The following is a 4113-nucleotide window of genomic DNA, read 5'->3' on the forward strand; positions in this document are numbered from 1 at the left end:
TCGGCGGTGGCCCGGCCCCGCGGGTCGCGGCGGCGCGCGGCCTCCTTGCGGCCGCCCCGGCTGGCCTTGCCGGAACTGGCCTTGGCCACGTCCACCCACGTGCCGTCGTCGTCCTGGCGGGCCACGAGCTTGTAGACCATGGAGGCGGTGGGCGCGCCGGACCCGGTGACCAGGCGCGTGCCCACGCCGTACGAGCTGACGGGGGCGGAGCGCAGGGCGGCGATCGCGTACTCGTCCAGGTCCGAGGTGACCATGATCCCGGTCTCGGTGTTGCCCAGCTCGTCGAGCAGCTCGCGCACGCGGTGGGCCTGGATCACGAGGTCGCCGGAGTCGACCCGGACGTTCCGCAGGGCCGGGCCGGCCACCTCGACCGCGGTGCGCACGCCCTGCTCCACGTCATACGTGTCCACGAGGAGGGTGGTGTCCGCCCCGAGCGCGGCGACCTGGGCCTCGAAGGCGGCGCGCTCCGAGTCGTGCAGCAGGGTGAAGGAGTGGGCGGCGGTGCCGACGGTCGGGATGCCGTACCGGCGGCCCGCCTCGAGGTTCGAGGTGGCGGTGAAGCCCGCGATGGCCGCGGCGCGGGCGGCGGCCACGGCGGACTCCTCGTGCGTGCGGCGCGAGCCCATCTCGGCGCACGGGCGGCCGTCCGCGACGGCCGTCATGCGGGAGGCGGCGGAGGCCACGGCGGAGTCGTAGTTGTAGATGGAGAGCAGGTAGGTCTCCAGGATGCACGCCTCGGCGAACGTCGACTCCACCTGCAGGAGGGGGGAGTGCGGGAAGTAGGCCTCGCCCTCGGCGTAGCCCACGATGTCGCCCGTGAACTCGTAGTCGGCGAGCCAGGCCAGCGTGGCGTCGTCGAGGGCGGTGGTGTCCGCGAGGAAGTCGAGCTCGGGCGTGTCGAACCGGAAGCGGGACAGGCCCTCCAGCGCGCGGCCCACGCCGGCCACCACGCCGTAGCGGCGGCCGCTGGGCAGGCGTCGGGTGAACAGCTCGAAGCGGGAGCGGCGGTGCGCGGTGCCGGCCTTCAGCGCGGCCTGGAGCATGGTCAGCTCGTAGTGGTCGGTCATCAGCGCCGTGGGGATCTGCCAGTCGTCGGCGGTCCGCGGGGCGCTGGGCACGGGGTTCTGGCTCACGCGCCCACCCTAGTGGACCGTGGCGGGGCCGGTCCTGGCCCGCCCGCCTCGTACACTGGGGCGCATGTCCGTGCTGACCCGCCACGATCCGTCCGCGCCGCGCGCCGTGCGTCCGGCGCCGGGTGAGTCCGTCCCCGCCGGCGCCACCGACACCGCCCTGCTGGAGCGGCCTCACGAGGACACGGCCCGGGACCGGCCGTGGAACGTCGTGGTGTGGAACGATCCGGTGAACCTGATGAGCTACGTCGCCTACGTGTTCCGCACCCACTTCGGCTACTCCGCCGCCAAGGCGCAGCGGCTCATGCTCGAGGTCCACGAGCGGGGCCGGTCCGTGGTGGCGACGGGCACCAAGGAGAAGGCCGAGCTGCACGTGGGCGCGATGCACGGCTACGGTCTGTGGGCCACGCTGGAGCAGGCGGAGGACTGAGGAGGGGCATGGCAGAACGGTTCCGCTGGACGCGGCGGGGGTACACGGCGCAGCTGGAGCTGCCGGAGGTGCGCCTGCTGCGCGGGCTGGTCAGGGACGTCGTCGCCCTGCTCGAGGGCCGACGCGCGGACGTGCGCCCCGCCGAGGCGGACCCCGCCGAGGCCCCGGCCGCCGAGGACGGCGTCGACACGCCCGAAGATCCCCCGGCGGCGCCGCCGTCCGTGTCCGCCGCGCAGGACGCGGGCCCCGTGGCCGGGCTGGACGCGTCCGACGCCGCGTTCTGGGGGCTGGTCTCCGGCCTGCACCTGAGCCAGGACCCGGAGCCGCAGCGCTCGGCCCCCACCGACCCGGCCGTCGCACGCCTCCTGCCGGATGCGATGCCCCAGGCCGGCGCCGCCGAACAGGGCGCCCACCGGGCCCTGACCGAGGACGCCCTGTCGGAGGGGAAGCTCGCGGACGCGCGCCTGGCCCTCGAGCTGCTGCGCTCGACGCGCGTGGAGGTGCCGCACGACCAGGCGCCGGCCTTCGGCCGCGCGCTCAACGACGTGCGCCTCGTCCTGGCCGCCCGCCTGGGCGTCGAGACCGAGGAGGACGCCGCCCGCGTGCACGCCGTGGACGACTGGCGCAGCGCGGAGGACGTCGAGTCCACCATGGCCCTGCTCTACAACTTCACCTCGTGGCTGCTGGAGACGCTCATGACGGAGATGCTCAGCGAGCTGCCCGAGGGCTCGGACGAGTCCGCGCCGGGCGCCGGGGACGCGGAGGGCGAGCAGTGAGCGGCCAGCGCGCCGCCGTGGACGCCGCGGCGCCGATCGGCGTGTTCGACTCGGGCGTGGGCGGGCTGACCGTGGCCCGGGCGATCATGGACCAGCTGCCCCACGAGTCCATCCTCTACGTGGGCGACACGGAGCACTCGCCGTACGGCCCGCGGCCCATCGCCGAGGTACGGGCCCTCGCCCTGGCGATCATGGACGAGCTCGTCGCGCGCGGCGTCAAGGCGCTCGTGATCGCGTGCAACTCCGCGTCGGCCGCCGTGCTGCGCGACGCCCGCGAGCGCTACACGGGAGGCCACGGCATCCCCGTGATCGAGGTGATCCAGCCCGCCGTGCGCCGCGCCGTGGCCGCCACCCGCACGGGCCGGATCGGCGTGATCGGCACCGAGGCGACCGTCGGGTCCCGCGCCTACGAGGACTCGTTCTCGGCCGCCCCGCACCTCGAGATCACCTCGGTCGCGTGCCCGCGGTTCGTGGAGTTCGTGGAGGCCGGCATCACCACCGGCCCCGAACTGCTGGAGACCGCCCGGGAGTACACGGCCCCGCTGCGCGCGGCGGGCGTGGACACCCTCGTGCTGGGATGCACCCACTACCCGCTGCTGACCGGCGCCCTCTCGCTCGTGATGGGGGAGGACGTCACGCTCGTCTCCTCCGCGGAGGAGACCGCCAAGGACCTCTACCGGGAACTGGTCCGCCTCGGCCTCGAGCACCCCCACTCGGCCGCGGGCTCCGGCCAGGCCACCCGCCACCGCTTCGCCGCCACCGGCGACCCCGACCACTTCCAGGCCCTCGCGCGCCGCTTCCTCGGACCCGAGGTCGAGTCCGTGCGCCGCCTGGAGACGATCGGCGCGCCCCGCCCCGCGGCCGCGCCGGTCCCGACGCGCTCGACGGCCTTCGTGCGGCTGGGCGCCGAGCAGGAGGGTGTGACGTGAAGCTGACCATCATCGGGGCCTCCGGGTCCTTCCCCGGCCCGGGCTCACCCGCCTCGTGCTACCTCCTCACCGCCGAGGGCGTGGCCGAGGACGGCGTCACCCCGCGCACATGGCGGATCCTGCTGGACCTCGGCAACGGCGCCCTCGGCGTGCTGCAGCGCTACGTCGAGCTCGAGGACCTGGACGGCATCCTGCTCTCCCACCTGCACCCGGACCACTTCATGGACCTGTGCGGGATGCACGTGGCCATCCGCTGGAACCCGGCCGGCTGGGACCGCGGCCGGCTGCCCGTCTACGGACCCGCCGGCACCGCCGACCGCATCGCCGAGGCGTACGGGATGGACCCCGAGCCGGGGATGCACCAGGACTTCGAGTTCCGGTGCTGGGCCGCCGGCCGCACCGAGCGGCTCGGTCCGTTCCGGTTCACCCCGGTCCCCGTGCGCCATCCCATCGACGAGGCCTACGCGATCCGGGTCGAGGTGGACCGCGTCGACGACGACGGCGACGTCACCACCCGCGTGCTCACCTACTCCGGGGACACCGACGCGTGTGAGGGGCTCGTCGAGGCCGCGCGGGACGCGGACGTGTTCCTGTGCGAGGCCGCCTTCCACGAGGGCCGGGACGACGGCATCGACGGCGTCCACCTGACCGGCCGACGGGCCGGCGAGACGGCGGCGCAGGCCGGGGCGCGGAAGCTGCTGCTCACGCACCTGCCGGTGTGGAACGATCCGCAGCGCGCCGTCCAGGAGGCCCGCGCGGTGTACGACGGCCCGCTGGCCGTCGCCGTCTCGGGGCTGAGCTACGGCGTCTGAGGGCGTGCCTAGATGTTGTGGGTCATGAGGTTCTTG

At 74.7% G+C, this 4113-nt stretch carries 5 protein-coding genes; 4 read left to right on the top strand and 1 reads right to left on the bottom strand.

Features of this window, described 5'->3' with window-relative positions; translation table 11 throughout:
- On the bottom strand, window positions 1-1133 hold a 1133-nt coding region (locus HMPREF3105_RS10730; RefSeq protein WP_070709584.1), incomplete at its 3' end, for a nicotinate phosphoribosyltransferase.
- Between the two features lie 64 nt (window positions 1134-1197).
- On the opposite strand from HMPREF3105_RS10730, the gene clpS reads away from it, so the two are divergent.
- The 4 genes from clpS to HMPREF3105_RS10750 are packed head-to-tail and all read left to right on the top strand — an operon-like array spanning window position 1198 to window position 4077.
- Window positions 1198-1560 (top strand): ATP-dependent Clp protease adapter ClpS, encoded by a 363-nt coding sequence (gene clpS, locus HMPREF3105_RS10735; protein WP_002857236.1) that lies wholly within the window; start codon window positions 1198-1200, stop codon window positions 1558-1560.
- 8 nt (window positions 1561-1568) lie between these two features.
- A complete protein-coding gene (locus HMPREF3105_RS10740; RefSeq protein ID WP_036313009.1) occupies window positions 1569-2336 on the top strand; it encodes a DUF2017 family protein in 768 nt (255 codons plus the stop codon).
- Window positions 2333-3265 carry a glutamate racemase gene (gene murI, locus HMPREF3105_RS10745; RefSeq protein WP_049145229.1) on the top strand — a complete coding sequence of 311 codons (933 nt, stop codon included), beginning with the start codon at window positions 2333-2335 and terminating at the stop codon, window positions 3263-3265. The genes HMPREF3105_RS10740 and murI overlap by 4 nt, the downstream gene beginning before the upstream one ends.
- Complete coding sequence (locus HMPREF3105_RS10750; RefSeq protein ID WP_069941944.1) at window positions 3262-4077, top strand: MBL fold metallo-hydrolase; 816 nt, start codon at window positions 3262-3264, stop codon at window positions 4075-4077. Before murI ends, HMPREF3105_RS10750 begins: the two co-directional genes overlap by 4 nt.
- Window positions 4078-4113 lie beyond the last annotated feature (36 nt).

The sequence above is a fragment of the Micrococcus sp. HMSC31B01 genome, assembly GCF_001816085.1.
Taxonomy (GTDB): domain Bacteria; phylum Actinomycetota; class Actinomycetes; order Actinomycetales; family Micrococcaceae; genus Micrococcus; species Micrococcus luteus.

Bases quoted from the DNA above. Each gene is read 5' to 3' on its own strand.
- clpS (WP_002857236.1), top strand. From the start codon at position 1,198: ATGTCCGTGCTGACCCGCCACGATCCGTCCGCGCCGCGCGCCGTGCGT.
- HMPREF3105_RS10740 (WP_036313009.1), top strand. From the start codon at position 1,569: ATGGCAGAACGGTTCCGCTGGACGCGGCGGGGGTACACGGCGCAGCTG.